The 19,067-nt window shown below is 71.2% G+C and carries 10 protein-coding genes; 3 read left to right on the plus strand and 7 right to left on the minus strand.

Translation table 11 applies throughout. The features are described 5' to 3' along the window. Window positions 1–95: 95 nt before the first annotated feature. Window positions 96–3,248, plus strand: a complete 3,153-nt coding sequence (locus ACN6LM_RS15090) for an efflux RND transporter permease subunit (RefSeq protein WP_445065863.1) — start codon at window positions 96–98, stop codon at window positions 3,246–3,248. 73 nt (window positions 3,249–3,321) lie between these two features. Here the strand turns inward: ACN6LM_RS15090 and ACN6LM_RS15095 are convergent, their stop codons facing one another. The 3 genes from ACN6LM_RS15095 to ACN6LM_RS15105 all read right to left on the minus strand — a co-directional run bounded on the left by ACN6LM_RS15095 (window position 3,322) and on the right by ACN6LM_RS15105 (window position 9,541). Beyond that, a complete protein-coding gene (locus ACN6LM_RS15095) occupies window positions 3,322–8,355 on the minus strand; it encodes a tetratricopeptide repeat protein (RefSeq protein ID WP_445065864.1) in 5,034 nt (1,677 codons plus the stop codon). Between the two features lie 167 nt (window positions 8,356–8,522). Continuing rightward, window positions 8,523–8,717, minus strand: coding sequence for a DUF397 domain-containing protein (locus ACN6LM_RS15100; protein WP_445065865.1), 195 nt, complete (start codon window positions 8,715–8,717; stop codon window positions 8,523–8,525). Continuing rightward, window positions 8,696–9,541 (minus strand): helix-turn-helix domain-containing protein, encoded by an 846-nt coding sequence (locus ACN6LM_RS15105; protein ID WP_445065866.1) that lies wholly within the window; start codon window positions 9,539–9,541, stop codon window positions 8,696–8,698. The genes ACN6LM_RS15100 and ACN6LM_RS15105 overlap by 22 nt, the downstream gene beginning before the upstream one ends. A 150-nt stretch (window positions 9,542–9,691) precedes the next feature. Here ACN6LM_RS15105 and ACN6LM_RS15110 point away from each other — a divergent pair, with 150 nt between their 5' ends. Then, window positions 9,692–10,060: a hypothetical protein gene (locus ACN6LM_RS15110; protein ID WP_445065867.1), complete on the plus strand. Its 369-nt coding sequence runs from the start codon at window positions 9,692–9,694 to the stop codon at window positions 10,058–10,060. On the opposite strand, the gene ACN6LM_RS15115 is transcribed toward ACN6LM_RS15110, so the two are convergent. The 4 genes from ACN6LM_RS15115 to nadA all read right to left on the minus strand — a co-directional run bounded on the left by ACN6LM_RS15115 (window position 9,990) and on the right by nadA (window position 18,401). Next, window positions 9,990–10,685, minus strand: coding sequence for a CHAT domain-containing protein (locus ACN6LM_RS15115; RefSeq protein WP_445065868.1), 696 nt, complete (start codon window positions 10,683–10,685; stop codon window positions 9,990–9,992). The two genes, ACN6LM_RS15110 and ACN6LM_RS15115, sit on opposite strands and share 71 nt — an antisense overlap. Then, the gene (locus ACN6LM_RS15120) at window positions 10,682–15,391 is read right to left on the minus strand and encodes a tetratricopeptide repeat protein (RefSeq protein WP_445065869.1); all 4,710 of its coding nucleotides are present in this window, start codon (window positions 15,389–15,391) and stop codon (window positions 10,682–10,684) included. Before ACN6LM_RS15120 ends, ACN6LM_RS15115 begins: the two co-directional genes overlap by 4 nt. A gap of 291 nt (window positions 15,392–15,682) precedes the next feature. Next, the gene (locus ACN6LM_RS15125) at window positions 15,683–17,086 is read right to left on the minus strand and encodes a lipase/acyltransferase domain-containing protein (protein ID WP_445065870.1); all 1,404 of its coding nucleotides are present in this window, start codon (window positions 17,084–17,086) and stop codon (window positions 15,683–15,685) included. Window positions 17,087–17,204: 118 nt separating this feature from the next. Then, on the minus strand, window positions 17,205–18,401 hold the full coding sequence (nadA, locus tag ACN6LM_RS15130) for a quinolinate synthase NadA (protein ID WP_445065871.1): 1,197 nt from the start codon (window positions 18,399–18,401) through the stop codon (window positions 17,205–17,207). 234 nt (window positions 18,402–18,635) lie between these two features. Between nadA and ACN6LM_RS15135 the strand changes: the two genes are divergently transcribed. Further along, window positions 18,636–18,992 (plus strand): iron-sulfur cluster assembly accessory protein, encoded by a 357-nt coding sequence (locus tag ACN6LM_RS15135; protein WP_018103583.1) that lies wholly within the window; start codon window positions 18,636–18,638, stop codon window positions 18,990–18,992. The last annotated feature ends 75 nt before the right edge of the window (window positions 18,993–19,067 follow it).

The raw sequence follows: 19,067 nt of genomic DNA on the forward strand, positions 1-19,067 counted from the left end.
GGATCGGCGATCGTATAGGTGGGCGGGATCTGTCCCCCGGGCACGGCCCGGCATCCCGCCCACCTGCCGCGTAAGCCACAGAAAGAGACCCACCCATGTCCTGGCTGTCCAGATTCAGCCTCGCGCAAAGGGCCCTGATCGGTCTGATCTCGATCGTCGCGCTCGTCTTCGGAGCGATTGCGATCCCGCAGCTCAAGCAGCAGCTGCTGCCCACCATCGAACTGCCGATGGTGTCGGTGCTCGCCCCGTACCAGGGTGCGTCCCCCGATGTGGTCGAGAAGCAGGTCGTCGAACCGCTCGAGAACTCCATCAAGGCCGTCGACGGCGTCACCGGCATCACGTCGACCGCCAGCGAGGGCAACGCCCTCGTCATGGCGACCTTCGACTTCGGTGACGAGGGCACCAAGCAGCTCGTCGCCGACATCCAGCAGGCCGTCAACCGGGCCCGCGTCCAGCTTCCCCAGGACGTCGACCCGCAGGTCATCGCCGGCTCGACGGACGACATCCCGACGGTCGTCCTCGCCGTCACCTCGGACAAGGACCAGCAGGCGCTCGCCGACCAGCTGGATCGCACCGTCGTCCCCGCCCTGGAGGACATCGACGGCGTCGGCCAGGTCACCGTCGACGGTGTGCGCGACCTCCAGGTCTCCGTCACCCCGGACGACAAGAAGCTCGCCGCCGCCGGACTGGACTCGGCCTCGCTCGCCCAGGCCCTCCAGGCAGGCGGTGCGACCGTCCCCGCCGGAGGCTTCTCGGAGTCCGGCAAGAGCCGCACCGTCCAGGTCGGCGGCGCCTTCTCCTCGCTGAAGCAGATCGAGGACCTCCGGGTCACCGGTCAGAACCCGGCCTCCGGCAAGCCCGGCAAGCCGGTCCGCCTCGGGGACATCGCGACGGTGAAGCAGGAGGCCGCCACCGCGGACTCCATCACCCGCACCAACGGCCGCCCGAGCCTCGCCGTCATGGCGACGATGGACAAGGACGGCAGCGCCGTCGCCATCTCGGACGCCGTCAAGGACAAGCTCCCGGACCTGCGCAAGGACCTCGGTTCCGGCGCCGACCTGACCGTCGTCTCGGACCAGGGCCCGGCCGTCTCCAAGGCGATCTCCGGCCTGACCACCGAGGGCGCACTCGGCCTGGTCTTCGCGGTCATCGTGATCCTGGTCTTCCTGGCCTCGCTGCGCTCCACCCTGGTCACCGCGGTCTCCATCCCGCTCTCCGTGGTCCTCGCGCTGATCGTGCTCTGGACCCGTGACCTGTCGCTCAACATGCTGACCCTGGGCGCGCTCACCATCGCGATCGGCCGGGTCGTGGACGACTCGATCGTCGTCCTGGAGAACATCAAGCGCCACCTCGGCTACGGCGAGGAGCGCCACTCGGCGATCATCACCGCGGTCAAGGAGGTGGCCGGAGCGGTCACCTCGTCCACCCTCACCACCGTCGCCGTCTTCCTGCCGATCGGCCTCGTCGGCGGCATGGTCGGGCAGCTCTTCGGGCCGTTCTCGCTGACCGTCACCGCGGCCCTGCTGGCCTCGCTGCTGGTCTCGCTGACCGTGGTCCCCGTCCTGTCGTACTGGTTCCTGCGCGCTCCCAAGGGCACCGCCGAGGACCCGGAGAAGGCGCGCCGCGAGGCCGAGGAGAAGGAGGCGCGCAGCCGCCTCCAGAAGATCTACGTGCCGGTGCTGCGCTTCGCCACTCGCCGCCGTGTCGTCAGCCTGCTCATCGCCGTCGTCGTGCTGATCGGCACCTTCGGCATGGCGCCGCTGCTGAAGTTCACCTTCTTCGACCAGGGCGAGCAGGAAGTCCTGTCCATCAAGCAGGAGCTGGCCCCGGGCACCAGTCTGGACGCCGCGGACCAGGCGGCCAGGAAGGTCGAAAAGGTCCTCACCGACGACAAGGGCGTCAAGGACTACCAGGTCACCGTCGGCTCCTCCGGCTTCATGGCCGCCTTCGGCGGTGGTACGGGATCCAACCAGGCCAGCTACCAGATCACGCTGAAGGACGCCTCCGACTTCGAGGACGCCCAGGACCGCATCGAGAGCGCCCTCGGCGAGCTCGACGGCATCGGTGACACCACCATCTCCGCGGGCGACGGCTTCGGCAGCCAGAACCTGAGCGTCGTGGTCAAGGCCCCCGACGCGGACACGCTGAAGAAGGCGTCGGAGGCCGTACGGGCCGAGATGTCCAAGCTCAAGGAGGCCACGGACGTCGAGAGCAACCTGGCCGAGAGCGTCAAGCGCATCTCCGTCACGGCCAACGCCAAGGCCGCCGCCGCCGGTTACAACCAGGCGACGCTGGGGGCGGCCGTCGCCGCAGCGGTGAAGGGCACCCCCGCGGGCAAGGCGATCATGGGCGACACCGAGCGCGATGTCGTCGTCAGGTCCGCCCACCCGGCCACCACCATGGAGGAGCTGAAGAACCTCTCGCTGGGCCGCGTGAAGCTGGGCACCATCGCCGACGTGAAGCTGGTCCCCGGACCGGTCTCCACGACCCGGATCGACGGCCAGCGCGCCGCGACGATCACCGCCCGGCCCACCGGCGACAACACCGGTGACGTCAGCAAGGAGCTCACGGAGAAGATCGACGCCCTCAAGCTCCCGGCCGGCGCCACCGCCACCATCGGCGGTGTCTCCGAGGACCAGCAGGACGCGCTGATCAAGCTCAGCCTGGCCATGCTGGCGGCCATCGCGATCGTCTTCATGCTGCTGGTCGCCACCTTCCGGTCGCTGATCCAGCCGCTGATCCTGCTGGTCTCCATCCCGTTCGCCGCCACCGGGGCGATCGGCCTGCTCATCGTCACCGGCACCCCGATGGGCGTCGCGGCGATGATCGGCATGCTGATGCTGATCGGCATCGTGGTCACCAACGCCATCGTGCTGATCGACCTCATCAACCAGTACCGGGCCCAGGGCATGGGCGTCATCGAAGCGGTCGTCGAGGGTGGCCGCCACCGTCTGCGTCCCATTCTCATGACGGCCCTGGCGACGATCTTCGCCCTGCTCCCGATGGCGCTCGGCGTCACCGGCGAGGGCGGCTTCATCTCGCAGCCGCTGGCCGTCGTCGTCATCGGCGGTCTGATCACCTCGACGCTGCTGACGCTCCTCCTGGTGCCGACGCTGTACGCGATGGTGGAGCTCCGCAAGGAACGCCGCCGGGACAAGAAGGCCGCTAAGCGGGCCGGGAAGGCCGGCGTTCCGGCCCCGGCGGAGGCGCGGGAGTCCTCCGGCGAACCGGAGCCGACGCGGGCCTGATCCGCACGGTGACGCCAGGGGCCTGGTCCGCACGCTCGTGCGGGCCAGGCCCCTCCGCGTGCGGCCGTGACCGTCAGGCCGCCCCGCTGAGCGCCTTGATCATGCGGAGCCACAGCTCCCCGTACGGTTCTGCGTACCGCACACTGAGGCCCGCGACCTCCCGCACCAGCCGGCCCCGGATCTCCTCCGGGGCGCGCGGGACCAGCTCGGCCAGCTCCTCCGGTTCGATGCCCTGGACGGCCCCCGAGAGGACCATGCCCACCTGCGCGTGGGCGAAGGAGGACAGCCGGTCCTCGAAGACCTGCCCCTCGATGGCGGCCGCGTGCATCAGTGAGGTGCCGTCGCCGGCCTCCAACGCCCTGTCCACGTACGCCTGGAGCGCGTCCCGGTCCTCCACCAGCGCGTAGGCGGCGTCCATCCCTTCCGTACGGGAGACGTCCAGGACGGCGACGTGCGAGAGGGGGGTGTCCGGGGACGGCCGGACCTGGAGCAGGCGCGGATGCTCCTCCAGGTAGGCCCGCGACTCGGCCCAGGACTCGCAGCGCGCCCACTCGGCCAGCTGCCCCGAGAGGATCAGCGGATCGTAGGCGGCGGTCACGCCGTGGTCGAGCACGAAATCGCGGAGCGCGGCGTGCTGCTGGGCGGTGGCCGGGTCCAGGAGCGCCAGCTCTTCGAGTGCCGTCGCGGCCTCCTCGCCGGCGAGCGCGTCGGCGTACCGGGACCAGAGGTCACGTGACGCGGGCCAGTCGGGCGCGAACATCCAGACGCCCACCGCCTCCAGCGTCGCGGCGGACAGCGAGAGCCAGTCGGGCGCGGGGCCGTGGGTCTCCGCCTCCCACGCGGCGCGCACCGCCTCCCGGTCGCCGTGGGCGCGCAGCGCCCGCCGTGCCCGTACGGTCACCAGGTCCGGGCCGTCCTCCGCTTCGAGACCGGCGTCCCGCCCGAGGAACGACACGAGTGCGCGTACGCCCTCCGAGGGCAGCGGATCGGGGCAGCCCAGCAGGAAGATGCTCCGCTCGACGCCGATGCGCCGGGCGGTCGACGGGTGGGCTTCGGCGAACTCCGCCGCGGTAGTCGCGTATGTTTCGGCCGCCGAGGCGTGGTCGCCGGTACGGGCGAGCGCGCGGGCCAGCTCCCCGAGCCCCTGCACCAGATCGTCCTCGAAGGCGCGCGGGTTCTCCAGGGCCAGGGCGCGGCAGACGGGCAGCGCTTCCCGAACCGTACTCACGGCTCCTACGGGGTCCCCGTTCATCCCCCGCAGCTTGCCGAGGTTCCGCAGGGCGAGCGCCAGGTCGGCACGGTGCGCTCCGCTGTGCTCGTCCACGAGCCGGCGAAACAGGACGACACTTTCGTCGGCCGCCGCCAGGGCTTCCTTCCGGCTGCCGGTGCTGTTGAGGTTCGTGGCCAGGGCGCCGAGGGCCCTCGCGAGCGGGGAGCGCAGGGCGGGTGCGTCGGGGGCGAGTTCACGCAGGAGCGCGGTGGCCTCTGTCGCGACGGACAGTCCTTCCTCCGGCTCACCGGCCGGGTTCAGATGGGCGGCGAGGTTGGCGAGTGAGACGGCCAGCTCCTGCCGGTGGACGGCGGGCTGTGCCGCGGCGAGTTCCCGGCGGATCGCGACAGACTCCCGGCCCGCCGTGAGCGCCCCCGACAGATCGCCCAGGACGGCACGGTGATTGGCGACGTTGTTGAGGGCCGGCGCGTACTCGGGGAGGAACGCCTCCGGGTCCTCCCCGGCGAGACGCCCGTAGAGCGCGGCCGCCTCCTCGGAGTGTGCCAGGGCCTCCGCCGGTTCCCCGTCGGCGGCCAGGTGCATCGCGAGGTTGTTCAGCATCCCGGCCAGCCCGGGGAGGGAGGCCGCCGCCGGCCGGTGCTTGGCCAGATCGCGCTGGAGCTGCAGGGCCTGGCGCGCGAGCAGCACCGCCGACGTGCGGTCCCCGGCGGCGGCGGTCTTGTTGGCCAGGGACGTCACGGACCGGGCGAGATCCGGCTGGAAGACCTCCATGTGCTCGGTGGCGAGCCCGGCGAACACCCGCGCGGCCTCCCGCGCGGGCGCGAGCGCGCCCTCGTGGTCGCCGACGGCGGAGAGCCGGTCCGCGAGGTTGTGCAGTGCCGTGGCCAGTTCCTGCCGGAACGCGTCCGGGTGACGCTCGGCGAGCTCCCGGCAGATCTCCACGGACTCCCTCGCGGGGGCCAGCGCCCTCGCGGTGTCGCCCACGTCGGCCCTGTGCACGGACAGATTGGCCAGGGTGCCCGCCAGGGAGGCCCGCAGGGCGGCCGGATGGCGCTTGAGCATCCTCCGGTTGGCCTCGACCGACTTCTCCGCCTGCGGCAGCGCGTCCGCGTGACGTCCGACGGCTTTGAGGGCGAGGGCCAGGCTCGCCAGTGAGGAGGCGAGGGGGCCCAGGTGCTCGTCCGGGCGCGTGGCGGCGAGGTCGGTGAAGATCTCCACCGCCTCCTGCGCGGGGGAGACGGAGGCCCGGCGCTCCCCGAGTGCCATCAGCACCACCGCCAGGCCGTTCAGCGCGGAGGCGAGCTCGGGGCGGAAAACCGCCGGCTCCTTCTCGGACAGCTCCCGGAAGATGACGACGGCGTCCCCGGTGAGGACGAGCGCACCCTCCGGATTACCGATCTCGTGGACCCGCCTGCCGAGTGTGGCGAGCGCCAGCGCGAGGTCGGCCAGGGATGCGCTGTCGCCCGCCTCGGAGCGGCTCCGCAGGAGCGCGACCGCCTCACGCGCCGGGAGGAGCGACCCCTCGCGGTCCCCGACGTCGGCGCACCGGTTGGCGACGTTGACCAGGGTGCGGACCAGTTCCGTCGTACGGGACCCGGGGGCGGCCTCCTCCAACGTCCGGAAGAGGTCCGCCGCCTCCTGCGCCGCCCGCAACGCCTCGGCCGGGTTCCCTTCCTGCCCCAGCTGCTCCGAGTAGCCGTGCAGCGCATGGCCCAGGACCGGCACCGCGTCCGGCCCGAGCCGCTTGACGAACTCCCGCAGCGCCTCGATCCCCGGCGCGCCCGCCCAGCGCGCGTGCCGCGCGAGCCTCCGCATCACGTACGGGTCCACCGCCGCCCAGCCGCCGTCCGCCGCGCGCCGCTCGGCATGCGCGACGAGCGCGGCGAGCACCACCTCCGCGGCCTCGGCGCCGCCCGCCACCGGCCGGGCCTCCAGGTGCGAGACGAACTCCCGGTGGTACAGCCGGTACACCGCCTGCCCGTCCTCCGCGTCCTCCACGATGTAACGCCCGTACGCGGACAGCACCCAGTCCACGTCGCTCTCGTCGTACGGCGTCGCCCGGCCGCCCAGCGCCCCGGCGACCTCCTCCCAGACGCCCCCGGCGGGCATGCCGCGCCCGGCCGCCCAGGCCAGCGCGGTCAGCAGATCGCGTGCGGCGGACGCGAGTTCGGAGCCGTCCGCCAGGACCCGGACCGGGCCCGCCCGCAGGTCGTCCTCGAACGCGGCCCCGATGGACGCCGGCAGACCGGTCTGCCAGGCGTCGTCCCCGGCGTCCCGCCCCTCCGCCAGCAGCGAGCCCGTCACCAGCCGGGCGAACAGGAACCCGCCGCCGACCGATGTGGCGCGGGCGGCGACCGCCTCACCCGCCTCCCGCGCCCGGTGCGCCGAGAAGCCGCCCGCCTCGCACCGGCGGCGCACATACGCGGCGATGTCCTCCTCGGTGTCCGGCTCCTCCTCCAGGTCCGCGGTGGTGACGGCCGCCCCGATCAGCCGGGCCAGCGCGTCCGGCAGGGTCTCGTCCGGATGCCCGTCGTCCGCCAGCCGGGCGCGGAACGCCCGCTCGCGCGAGCCCAGCAGGACCGGGACCGCCCGGCTGAGCGGGAAGACCAGCTCCTCGATCGTGGCTTGCAGATGCTCGACGGGCACCTCGTCCAGGCCGTCCAGGACCAGCACCGGGCGCCGCTCCAGCTCGCGCAGCTCCCCCTTGAAGTCGTCCGTGTTGCGCGGCTCCGGCAGTCCGAGCCGCAGGGCCAGCTCCGCAGCGGCCTGAAGCGGACTGAGGCCCCGCAGATGCACCGCCGCGAGCGGGTGCCCGGGGCCGGGGCCGGGGTCGCCCTCGCGCAGGCCGCCCTGCGCCTCGGTCTCCGCGCGCCGCTCCGGGTCGGTGAGCGTCGCGATCCGGCCCAGCACCGCCGACTTGCCGCAGCCCGCCGGGCCGGTCACCAGGAAGAGCCCGGCCTCGTCCGCCTCGATCCAGTCGGTGATCCGGCCCAGGACCCGCTTCCGGCCCGTGAAGAACGAGCCCTCCTCGCGGAACCCGACGCCCCGGGCCGCGAGCACCAGGTGCTCCACCAGTCGCGCGGGCGCCCCGGGCGCATGGCGCGGGTTCGGGAAGACCGGCCGCCCGGTGCCCAGGGCGGCGGGGACCGGCGTCTGGCCCTCCCCGCGCCACCGCTCGCCGAGCGCGGCGAGCACGTCCGGGCCGCTGACCATCGCGTTGTGTGCGCTCCACGCCGAGCGGTACTCGCTGGTGGCCGGGCCCTCCCTCAGCACTTCGGCCAGCGCGTCGAGCAGCGGCCCGGCGCCGTCCGAGGTCTCACCGCGCCGACAGCTCGTCATGATCCCGAACCACTGGACCCGGCCGGGCGGCGCGGAGGTGGTCTCCCAGCGCCGCAGCGCCTTCTCCAGTCCCCGGCCCACGGCGTCCCCGGCATGGCAGGCATCGATGATCACCAGGATCTGGTCGGCCCCCGACGCCACGGCCTCGTTGACCAGCGTCTCGGGCGGGACCCCGCGCCGCAGGGCGCGCGCGTCCCGGGTCACCTGCTCGACATCGAGGTCCAAGTCGCAGAGTGCCAGCCGGAGTTCGTCGTCCACCAGCACGCCGTGCCCGGACCAGACGATGATCGCGGGCTTCCCCGCGCCGGATGCGCTCCAGGCGGTGAGGTCCTGGTCGAAGTCCGCCCAGGCCGGGTTGCCGCCGCCTGCCAAACGGACCGCGATCCCCAGCGCCTCAAGGCGGTTGGCGATCCCCTCCATCTGGGCCGTCGCGCCGGCCAGCCGGGGAAAGGTCCGCTCGTCGGCGTACGTCTCGCACACGACGCACAACGCGGTCCCCACGGCCTCGCCGCCCAGCACATCCGCCTCATCCGCCATCGGGCGCTCCGCCTTCCCGCACCTACGCCGCTGAAATGGACAGCAGCGTATGCACGGATGGGACGCCGAGGGGCCGGTCCGGACAAACTCGGCTCTTTCCGGTCGCCGGGTGATAGCGCAACGGCCTGTCCCACACCCAGGTGCGGGACAGGCCGTTGCGCCGCCCGCTACTTCAGGGACGAGACGAACTCGCCCCAGGCGGCGGCGTTGACGAGGAGTGCCGGGCCGGTGGGGTTCTTGCTGTCGCGTACGGGGACGAGGCCGGGGAAGTCGTCGCTGATCTCGACGCATTCGCCCCCGTTGGCGTTGCTGTAGCTGCTGCGACGCCAGCGGGCGGAACTCAGCTCGGGGATGTGTCGCACGGTTCGTAGTCCTCCATGATGGTCCGGATCATCTGCGCCGACTCGGGGAGCGAGAGGGCGTTGGCGCGCTGGACCTCGTAGTGCCGCTGCCACTGTGCCACCTTCTCACTGCCCTCGTAGAGGTGCCCGGCCTCGATGCCTTCCTCGTACGCCACCCTCGTACCGTCGGCAAGGGTGAGCAGCGTCAGTGCGCTGCCCATGAGGTAGTGGAGCCCCGCGCTGAACGGCATGACCTGGATGCTGCTCTTCGGTGTATTGGCCTGTGCGAGCAACGAAGCCAGCTGCTGGTGCATGGCAGCGGGGGACCCCATGCGCCGCCGTAACGCCGCCTCGTCGATGATTGCCCACCGGAACGGGGCCGAGGCCGAGTCCAGCCTCTCCTGCCGGGACATCCGTGCGGCTACGCGTTCCTCCACCTGCTCAGGGCTCAAGTCACGCTGGCATCGCAGGAATTCACGCGCGTATGCCTCGGTCTGAAGTAGTCCGGGCAGAGCTTGCGCACCGTACTGCTCTATGAGTACTGCCTCGGCTTCGAAGTTCATGTACCGCCGGTACTGGTCAGGGTGGATTTCCTGCTTGGCGAGCCCGTAGAGCCCCGTGAAGTGCTGATCCGTCCCGAAGGCGATGTCCAGGCAGCTGGGCATGTCCGGCGGGGGCATCAGTTCGGCCGTCTCGATCCGGGCGAGCGTGCTCTTGCTGGAGTTGACGATGTCCGCCAGCTGTACGAGGGACAGCTGGGCGCGCTCGCGGTGGCGGCGTAGCTCCGAGCCGAAGTAGTGGCGCGCGGAGGTGAAGGGGGAGAGCGGCTGGGACCTGAACGTCATCGAGCGGGCCTTCCGTGTGTCCCGTGTGAAACGTCGGGACGCGGCGGCCCTGTTGGGGAGACCCGCCACAGCGCGACGATTGCGGCACACACCGTAACCAGCGGGTACGACCGGGGGCCAGAGCGCTCCCCGAACGGAGGCGGAGGCGACATGATGTTCGACGCGCAAGGGAACGCGATGCGGCTGCTCCCCTGGGTCGGCGAGAGCGGCATCCCGTGCTACCTGAGCAGCGACGACCCGGGCGGCCGGATGTCGCGGCTGGCCGACGAGGTGGAGACGGACCTGCTCGACTCGGCCCAGTACGTGTTGCGCGAGGCGCGGGCGCTGTTGTCCGAAACGGGCGTGGGCACCCGAGAGTTGAGGTTCACCGGGGTCCGCCTGGCGGAGTCGCTGCAGGACGCCCTGCGGATCGCGGAGAGCCGGGGGTACCGGCTGGCCCCCGCCCTCCTCACGCCTGCGGAGGCCGAGGAAACCACGGCTTGCGCGGGGGCGCCGGGGAGCGGTACCAGCGAGGCGTGAGCGGCTTGCCCGGCGGGACGGGGCGGTCGGAGGCGGCGATGAGGAAGTGGGCTTCGGGGAGGTGGCCGGGGGTGCTGTGCAGTACGGGGAGGCCGGTGCACCCGATGAGCGCGAGCAGCTTGCAGGCGGTGGCGTGGGAGCTCAGCACGGAGTCGCCTTCGGCGAGGTTGCGGTAGAAGACCCGGGCGTACGCACACGCGTGCGCGTCGGGGACCTGCCCCTCCCACCCGATGACCACGGGGACGAGGCCGGCCATCTCCTTGGCCAACGGCTCGGTCCAGCAGGCGTTGAGCACCACGAGTCGCAGCCCGAGCGGGGCGGCGTCGGCGACGCAGTCGCGTAAGCCGACCAGGGCGACGGGCGCCGCGCCGCCGTCGTCGGTGACGAAGCGGGGCCCGCCGTCGGGCGTCCCTCGCCCCGCGAAGTGCAGGACGTGCGGCACGGTGGCCGCCAGGTACTGCACCAGGTCCTCGGCCCGGGCGGCCGGAAGGACGTCGAGCCGGAACAGGTGCCCGAACCTGGCGTGCGTGACGCTGCGCTGCACGTCCCGGTGCTCCTCATGCAGCGCGGGCGCCCGGCCGGCCTCGGGCGAGGCGGCCAGGATCAGGCAGACGGCTGCGGTCACCCGGTGGCGGCCAGGGCCTGAATGATCCGCACCCAGTGCGCGGCGTGCTGGGGCGCGTGGGCCGCGCTGAGGGCGGCGGTCTCGGAGATCAGCCGGTTGCGTACGTCGGGCGAGGCGTCGGCGACGAGGGGGGCGAGGTCGGCGGGGTCTTCAGGGGTGCCCGCCAGGATCAGGGCGGCCTGGTGGTGGGTGCGGGCGGAGAGCCGGTCGTCGTACACCTCGTCCTCGATGGCGGCCGCGTGGCGAAGGGCTTCGGCGTCGCCGGTGGTGAGGGCGTTCTGCACGCACTGCTGGAGGGCGGCGCGGTCGCGTACGAGGGCGTAGGCGGTGGGGATGTCGTGGGTGCGGGCTGCGTGGAGCAGGGCGGCGGGGACCGAGTCCGGCGGGTCGAGTTCGAGGAGGTCCGGGTGAGCGCGGAGGAACTGCTCGGACTCGTCCCAGGTGGTGAGGGCCGTCCAGTCGGACAGTTGCTCGCCGAGGATGAGGGGGCGGAAGGCGGCGGGCGCGCCTTCGGTGAGGATTTCTTCGCGGAGGGCTTGGTAGTGGGCTGCGGCCTCGGGGTCGAGGAGCGCGTACTCGGCGAGGGCTACGGCGGCTTCGGGGCTGCTCAGGAGCTCGGCGTGGTCGGTCCAGTGGGCGTGTGAGTCGGACCAGGTGGGTGTCACCAGCCATGCGGCGACTGTGTCCAGGGTCTGAGGGGAGAGCGTCAGCCAGGCGGGGGGCGGTGCGGTGGTTTCGTCGTGCCAGATGGCTGTCAGTTCGTCGTGGCGTTTAGCGCTCTCTTGCACGTACTCGCGGAGGGCGTGCCGGGCCTGAAACGTCACGTGGTCCGGTGTTTCGGCGGTTGGGGTGCTCGCCAGCCGAGCGAGACCGCGCAGCCCCACTGGGGTCGAACACTCCGGCCGGCGGACCAGGAAGCTGTCCCGTTCGAGGGCGAGAGCTCGACCGGTTGTCGGGTGCTCGGCGCCGAGGTCGGCGAGGACCTGCTCGTGCGCCTGAACTGCGGCTGAAGACTCTCCGGCGTTGGCGAGGTGGTTGGCGAGGTTGTTGAGGGACATGGCGAGGTCGGGGAGGAATGCGGCGGGGTGTTGTTGGGCGAGGGTGCGTCGGATGCGTACGGATTCGTGGGCGGGTTCGAGTGCGCCATGGCGGTCTCCGGTCTCGGCGAGGCGATTGGCGAGGTTGTTGAGGGACATGGCGAGGTTGGGGAGGAATGCGGCGGGGTGTTGTTGGGCGAGGGTGCGGTAGAGGCGTACGGATTCGTGGGCGGGTTCGAGTGCGCCTTGGCGGTCTCCGGTCTCGGAGAGGTGAGCGGCGAGGTTGTTGAGGGACATGGCGAGGTTGGGGAGGAATGCGGCGGGGTGTTGTTGGGTGAGGGTGCGTTGGATGCGTACGGATTCGTGGGCGGGTTCGAGTGCGCCTTGGCGGTCTCCGGTGTGAGTGAGGTGAGTGGCGAGGTTGTTGAGGGACATGGCGAGGTCGGGGAGGAATGCGGCGGGGTGTTGTTGGGCGAGGGTGCGTCGGATGCGTACGGATTCGTGGGCGGGTTCGAGTGCGCCTTGGCGGTCTCCGGTGTCGGCGAGGCAGTTGGCGAGGTTGTGTAGGGAGGCTGCGAGGTCGGGGAGGAATGCGGCGGGGTGTTGTTGGGTGAGGGTGCGTTGGATGCGTACGGATTCGTGGGCGGGTTCGAGTGCGCCTTGGCGGTCTCCGGTGTCGGCGAGGTGGTTGGCGAGGTTGTTGAGGGACATGGCGAGGTTGGGGAGGAATGCGGCGGGGTGTTGTTGGGCGAGGGTGCGGTAGAGGCGTACGGATTCGTGGGCGGGTTCGAGTGCGCCTTGGCGGTCTCCGGCATCGGCGAGGCGATTGGCGAGGTTGTTGAGGCACATGGCGAGGTTGGGGAGGAATGCGGCGGGGTGTTGTTGGGCGAGGGTGCGGTAGAGGCGTACGGATTCGTGGGCGGGTTCGAGTGCGCCTTGGCGGTCTCCGATATCGGCGAGGCGATTGGCGAGGTTGTGCAAGGAGGCTGCGAGGTCGGGGAGGAATGCGGCGGGGGGTTGTTGGGCGAGGGTGCGGTAGAGGCGTACGGATTCGTGGGCGGGTTCGAGTGCGCCTTGGCGGTCTCCGGCATCGGCGAGGTGACTGGCGAGGTTGTTGAGGGACATGGCGAGGTCGGGGAGGAATGCGGCGGGGTGTTGTTGGGCGAGGGTGCGGTAGAGGCGTACGGATTCGTGGGCGGGTTCGAGTGCGCCTTGGCGGTCTCCGGTGTGAGTGAGGTGAGTGGCGAGGTTGTGCAGGGAGGCTGCGAGGTCGGGGAGGAATGCGGCGGGGTGTTGTTGGGCGAGGGTGCGTCGGATGCGTACGGATTCGTGGGCGGGTTCGAGTGCGCCTTGGCGGTCTCCGGTCTCGGCGAGGCGATTGGCGAGGTTGTTGAGGGACATGGCGAGGTTGGGGAGGAATGCGGGGGGGTGTTGTTGGGCGAGGGTGCGGTAGAGGCGTACGGATTCGTGGGCGGGTTCGAGTGCGCCTTGGCGGTCTCCGGTGTCGGCGAGGTGAGTGGCGAGGTTGTGCAAGGAGGCTGCGAGGTTGGGGAGGAATGCGGGGGGGTGTTGTTGGGCGAGGGTGCGGTAGAGGCGTACGGATTCGTGGGCGGGTTCGAGTGCGCCTTGGCGGTCTCCGGTCTCGGAGAGGTGAGCGGCGAGGTTGTTGAGGGACATGGCGAGGTCGGAAAGGTGAGTTTTCGGGTCGGCCGCGTTCAGCTCCTGGTAAAGACCGACCGCCTCGTGCGAGCAGTCCAGGGCCTCGTCACGCAGTCCGGCTTCCGACAGCACCAGGGACAGCTCATGCAAACCTTCGGCCAGATAAGGCAGCCCGCACCCCTCATCCCAGGCCGCCACCCTCCGCAGAACATCCACCCCCGCCCCACCGGACCGCACCGCATGCGCCACCAGCCCCCGCGTCACATACGGATCCACCCCCGACCAGTCACCCACTCGCCCCTGCTGCTTCAGCAGGTCGAGCAACGTCCGCAACACCACCTCACCCGCCGCCGCCCCGCCCGGTCCCTCGCGCCGCTTGAGGTGGGCCACGAACTCCCGGTGGTACAGGCGATACACCGCCTGCCCCTCCTCTGCGTCCTCCACGATGTACCGGCCGAAGGCCGACAGCGCCCAGTCCACGTCGGTCTCGTCGTACTCGACGCCTCCGCCCAGCGCCCCGGCTACCGCCTCCCATACGCCGCCCGCCGGCATCCCCTGGCCCACCGTCCAGGCAAGCGCGGTCAGCAGGTCCCAGGCCGCCGAGGGGAGAATCGTGCCGTCGTTGCGCACCCGTGCGGGCACCGCATGCAGCTCGTTCTCGAACGCGGTGTTGATGGAGTCGGGCAGATCCGTCAGCAGAGACCCGTCCTCCCCTGACGCGGCCCGCGCCAGGACAGTGCTGGTGACCAAGCGGGCGAACAGGAAGCCGCCGCCGACATCCGTGGCTCTCTCCGCAATCGCCGCACCGGCCTCCCGGGCCGGGCCCTCCGCCATCCCGGCCGCTTCGCACCGGCGCCGCACGTACTCGCCGATGTCTTCCTGCGTGTGCGGTTCGTCTTCGAGGTTGACGGCTTCGACTCCCGCGCCGATGTGCCGGGAGAGTGCCTGCACCAGCGACTCGTTGTCCTCCAGCTTGTTGCGGAACACCCGCTCCCGCGAACCCAGCAGCACCGGCACCGACCGGCTCAACGGGAACACCAGCTCCTCGATCACGCTCTGCGTGTGCTCGGCCGGCACCTCGTCCAGGCCGTCCATGACCAGGACCGGCTGAGGCGACAACTCCCGCACCTCCGCGCGGAAATCGTCCGTACTGCGCGGCCGGGGCAACCTTAGGGCATGGGCCAGCCGTTCCGCCGCCTGCAACGGAGTCAGGTCGCGCAGGTGCACCGCCGCGAAGGTGCGTTCCGCGCGGGCGCCCGGGTCCGGGTCACCGTCGCGCAGTGCGCCGCTCGCGACGGCCCGCGCCCGCTGTTCCGCGTCCGCGAGCGTGGCGATACGGCCCAGCACGGCGGACTTCCCGCAACCGGCGGGCCCGGTCACCAGGAACAGGCCGGGCGCGTCCTCGTCCAGCCACTCCACGATCCGGCCGAGCACCCCCGTACGGCCGGTGAAGAACCAGCCCTCTTCCCGGTGGCCGACCCCGCGTGCGGCCTGCACCAGGTGCTCCACCAGCCGGGCCGGGGCCTCGGGGGAGTGGAGGGGGTTGGGGAAGGCGGGGCGCCAGTCGCCGGTGTTCACGGAGACGGGTGTCTGGCCCTCGCCGTCCCACTGCGTGGCGATGGCCTTCATCAGGTCCGGGCCGCTGACGAAAGCGTTGTGATCGCTCCACGCGGAGCGGTAGTCCTTGCCCGCCGGACCTTCCTTCAGCACCTTCGCCAGAGCAGCCAGCAGCGGACCGCTCCCGTCCGACGTCTCGTGGCCTCGGCAACTCGCAAGGAATCCGAACCATTTGGAGTGCCCGGGTGGTGCGGTCGCCTCCGCCGAGCGCTTGAGAGCCGTCTCCAGGGCCGGAACCGCGCCACCACCCGCGTAACAGGCATCGATGATCATCAACACGTGTTCGGCGCCGGTGCCCTCCGCTTCGTTGACCAGTTGGTCCGTGGTGATGCCGGAGCGCGTCACCTCGTTCTTCCACTGCCGGGGGTCGTCCGCTTGCAGGTCCGAGAGCACGAGACGGGTCCGGCCGTCTACGCGCACCGCGTGCCCCGACCAAATGATCAGAGCGGGTTTGGAGTCACCCGTGGCGAGCCAACCCCGGGACCACCTGGCACTCTCCGTGCGAAACGCCTCCGCCGAAGGGTCGCCACCCCCCCACCTTCCGCGTCTCGTACCCCTGCCCTTCCAGCAGCCCCACGATCTCGTCCATCTGGGCCACGGCCTCCGGGAGCTGCGGAAACCGACCCGCGTCCGCGTACGTTCCGCACACCACACAAAGCGCCGTCCCCGCCGCACCCGTCATCGTCAGCCCCGCTCCAGAACCAGCACCAACGCGGTCATCACGACATTGGCCGAAACACGCGTCCCGATCCGCACCCGATGCCCACCAGCCGGAAGGCCGTTGATCCGGAGGGTGTACACCCCGCCACCCCGGTTCGTCATCGTCCGCATCGGACCGTCCTCCACCCCCGCGAAGACGGCGACCCGATCGTGCCCCGGCACGTCCGTGGGCACCGTGGCCCGGATCTCGTAAGGCTCCCCCTCCACCAGAATCTCCGGCGCCTCCACCGAGAGCGGCACATCCTCGTCCTCCGAGCCCCGGTGCACGGGCGGCTCCGGAGTGAGCGAGGCGTAGAGGCTCTGGCGGACCCCCTTGTTGTTCTGGAGGGAGCCGTGCTTCTCCCACGGGGTGTACGCATGCCGCCCCGCCCCCACCGCGCGGCTGGAGAGATCGGGCACCCGCCCGTCGCCCCCCTCGTCCACCCCGTCGATGGTGAGCAGAGCCCGCAGCGTCTCGCCCTCCAGCTCGGCGGTCGTCGGCGTCGGCTGCCGCACCCCGCCGACCGGGACGTACTCCACCCCGTACCGCGCCCCCGCCTCCGAGGCCCGCAGATCCGCATGGAACAGGCCCGCCTGGCGCAGCAGCTCCCCGTCCACCCCGGGCAGCCCCGTGACCTCACGCGCGTACCGCAGCCCCGAACCCCCGGCCGCCGCCAGGCAGGCGTAGTCCGGCGTGAGCTGGTGCAGCGACGGCAGGCTCCGGGCGAACGGCGTGAGGTCGAGGCCGACCGGGCCGATCCCGTACCGCATCCCATTGACCAGGTACAGCAGCGCGTCCAGCGACCCCCGGTACGGCGTCCCCAGCGTGACCACCCGACGTGTGACCTCCGCGCCCCCGCACTGCTCGACGTAGCTCCGGGTGACCAGGCCGCCCATCGAGTGGCAGAGGAAGACCACCTTCGCGTCCCGCCGGTCGGGCCGGGAGGCGCGCCAGCGGCCCAGCTCCTCGTCCACGCGCTCGGCCAGGAGCTCCGCGTTGTAGCGGCAGGAGAGCCGCCAGTCGTAGGCGAAGCCGACCAGGTTGGCGGGGGCGTCGGCCGGGTCGCCCGGCAGGCGGCGCTGGAGGGTGAAGTTCCGTTCCAGCCAGTTCAGCAGGCTGCTGTACCCGTCCACGGGCTTCCACACACCCGGCAGCGCGTGCACATCGGACATCAGCCCGGTGGGCCGTACGCCGTCGCCGGGGTGTTCGTCGCCCAGGCCGGCCGGGAGCGTCAGGCCCTTGACCGAGTTCCCGAAGGTGCGGATGCCCCGCACCAGGGCCCTCCCGGAAACCGCCCAGACCTCGTGCCCGTCCGCGTCCGCGAGCGTGCTGCCGAGGATTCCCGGTACGACGACCACCAGGTCCTCGGCCCTGCTGCGCTGCCCCATATGACTGTCCCCCGTATCCGCACTGCCGAATGAGGACAGCAGCGTAGATACGGGGGACGGGGTTCCGGGCCGGTCCGGACAAAATCGGCCGCGTCCGGATCTACCGTGCGAACAGCCGCTACGGCAGCGCCAGCATCCGCTCCAGCGCCAGCTTCGCGTACTTCTCCGTCTCCGGGTCCACCACGATCCGGTTGACCTCCTTGCCCTCGGCCAGGGACTCCAGGGTCCAGACCAGGTGCGGCAGGTCGATGCGGTTCATCGTGGAGCAGAAGCAGACCGTCTTGTCGAGGAAGACGATCTCCTTGCCCTCGGGGGCGAAACGGTTCGCCAGGCGGCGGACGAGGTTCAGCTCGGTGCCGATCGCCCACTTCGAGCCGGCCGGGGCCGCCTCCAGGGCCTTGATGATGTACTCCGTCGAGCCGACGTGGTCCGCGGCGGCCACGACCTCGTGCTTGCACTCGGGGTGCACCAGCACATTGACGCCGGGGATGCGCTCGCGCACGTCGTTGACCGACTCCACCGAGAAGCGGCCGTGCACCGAGCAGTGGCCGCGCCACAGGATCATCTTCGCGTTCCGCAGCTCCTCGGCGGTCAGGCCGCCGTTCGGCTTGTGCGGGTTGTAGAGGACGCAGTCCTCCAGGGACATGCCCATGTCCCGCACGGCGGTGTTGCGGCCCAGGTGCTGGTCCGGCAGGAAGAGCACCTTCTCGCCCTGCTCGAAGGCCCACTCCAGGGCGCGCTTCGCATTGGACGAGGTGCAGATCGTGCCACCGTGCCGGCCGGTGAACGCCTTGATGTCGGCGGAGGAGTTCATGTACGAGACGGGCACGACCTGCTCGGCGACACCCGCCTCGGTCAGCACGTCCCAGCACTCCGCGACCTGCTCGGCGGTGGCCATGTCGGCCATCGAGCAGCCCGCCGCAAGGTCCGGCAGCACGACCTTCTGGTCATCGGTGGTCAGGATGTCCGCCGACTCGGCCATGAAGTGCACACCGCAGAAGACGATGTACTCCGCCTCCGGGCGGGCCGCGGCGTCCCGGGCGAGCTTGAAGGAGTCGCCGGTCACGTCCGCGAACTGGATGACCTCGTCGCGCTGGTAGTGGTGGCCCAGGACGAAGACCTTCTCGCCCAGCTTCTCCTTGGCCGCGCGGGCGCGGGCCACCAGGTCCGGGTCGGACGGGGAGGGCAGGTCGCCGGGGCACTCGACACCGCGCTCGCTCCTGGGGTCGGCGTCGCGCCCCAGGAGGAGCAGGGCGAGCGGCGTCGGCTGGACATCGAGATCCTGGACGGGGTGGGCCGTGGTCACGTCACGCACCCTTTCTTCTGCGGACTTCTCTGCGGAGAAAGCCTTTTCGTCTAATTGACGCTATCTATCATAGCCGCTTCACGTCACTTTGACGATGCCGAAAGCGTCAATGTGACGCATCCGCTCGCAGGACGGGTGTGCGAGCATGAAGGGAACAGGCAAGCGCTCGGCCCGGAATGAATCCGCGGCCCCGACGGTTGCAACGTCGGCAAGCAGTCTCCGTACAACCCGGGAGAGAAGCAGATGTCCGTATCGGACGAGACCACCACCGTGAGCGACGGCATCCTCCTGTCCGACGCCGCCGCAGCCAAGGTCAAGGCCCTGCTGGAGCAGGAAGGCCGTGACGACCTGGCGCTTCGCGTCGCCGTCCAGCCCGGCGGCTGCTCGGGCCTGCGCTACCAGCTCTTCTTCGACGAGCGCTCCCTCGACGGCGACGTCGTCAAGGACTTCGACGGCGTGAAGGTCGTCACCGACCGCATGAGCGCCCCGTACCTGGGCGGCGCCTCGGTCGACTTCGTCGACACCATCGAGAAGCAGGGCTTCACGATCGACAACCCGAACGCCACGGGTTCCTGCGCCTGCGGCGACTCCTTCAGCTGAGTCGCGCCACAGCGTGATGGCGGCGGGGGGGGGGGGGGGGGGGGGGGGGGGGGGGGGGGGGGGGGGGGGGGGGGG

It is taken from the genome of Streptomyces sp. SAS_281 (genome assembly GCF_052542855.1).